Source organism: Oleiphilus sp. HI0061, from assembly GCF_001635675.1.
In genome coordinates this window covers 1-1,413 of sequence record NZ_LWFE01001571.1, presented here as the reverse complement: position 1 = coordinate 1,413, position 1,413 = coordinate 1, and the positions used below count along the sequence as shown (strand labels likewise).

Genomic DNA, 1,413 nt, shown 5'->3' with positions numbered 1-1,413 from the left:
CAGATACTTATACGAGCTATATTGAGGGCAGCGACGACAACATACTCATTCACCTCGAGCGTGAAACTGACGGCCAGCCACAATTGTTTGCTCAAAATTTCGACAGCGAACTCTATACAAGTCATTTCCCAGATATTGCGAACTCAATATGGGGACGAATTTCCAACTTATTTGATAGCTCGGGTGCCCCCGTAGAACAGGCTATCATCAACTCAAATGATACGACATTACTAAGTGTTGGAGAGAAAACTATTCCCGCTCTCATTAACCCTAATATCTATCAGTATAATCAAGATCATGACTTGGGGCATGGCGCTCTAATAGGGACTTTGCCTGGCAACATCGCAGAGGTTATCGATATTGACATAAAGAGCCAATTTCATGGTGAGGTGAAAGTTAAAGATAGCTATGAACATGACGCACCGGTCAAGACCTACTTCTTTCCGAGCAGCCTTTCTTTCATCAACCCGACAGGCTCTTTTGGCGACATGAAGTTTATGTATGACGATACTTCTGAAGAACCATCAGAGAGCGAAGAACTCCTCGAAGAAGCACCTTAAAAAGGCCCAGTGGCGAATACTCTATTCGCCACTCAACAGCCTTGGAACACGAGTAGTAATACTACAAAATAACTCGTAGGCAATCGTACCAGCCAAAGATGCAAGCTCGTCCGCCTTAATATAATCCCCCCACAGCTCAACAGGACTGCCAAGACCACAAGAAGGAATATCCGTTATATCAATTGCCAACATATCCATCGATACCCGCCCTACAAGCGGGGCTCGAACAAAGGATTGTGACGCGGAATCAAAAACCGCTACCGGCGTTCCATCTGGTGCATGTCGGGGATAACCATCACCATAACCGCAAGCGACTGTTGCAATTCGTGATTCACGAGATGCTCGCCAGCGGCCGCCATAGCCAACACGCTCTCCGATAGAAAGCTCTCTAACAGCCATGATTGCAGACTTTAATTTCATCACCGGCTTTAAATCAAAATTCTGGTCTTGCTTCTCTGGTGACGGCATTGCGCCATATAAGATAATACCAGGTCGAACAATATCTTTATGGCTATGAGGATAATATAGAATACCACCGGAGTTAGCCGTGCTCAGTAAGAGCTCATCCGACTCAATATCTTGTATAACAGAATTAAAGCGCTGAAGCTGCTGATCTACCTGCTCCCCCCCTGGCAAATCACTTGCTGAGAAGTGCGTCATACAAGCATAGAGCGAGAGGTACTGATTTGACTCAATTCGCTTCAATGCAAGTGCAAAGTCCTCGCTATTCATACCCAGGCGATTCATTCCGGTATCAAGCTTTAAGCAAACTTTATACTCAGAAGCCTGAGTTTGATTTTCAAACAGCGCCAACTGCCATAAGCTATGGACCACCCAAATCACATTGCTTGTA

General features: G+C 45.4%; 2 protein-coding genes. One reads left to right on the top strand and one right to left on the bottom strand.

Annotated features, from left to right (window positions below):
- On the top strand, window positions 1-560 hold a 560-nt coding region (locus A3735_RS31365), incomplete at its 5' end, for a hypothetical protein (RefSeq protein ID WP_197486019.1).
- Between the two features lie 21 nt (window positions 561-581).
- Here the strand turns inward: A3735_RS31365 and alr are convergent.
- The coding region (alr, locus tag A3735_RS24535; RefSeq protein WP_068638813.1) for an alanine racemase at window positions 582-1,413 on the bottom strand (832 nt) is incomplete at its 5' end.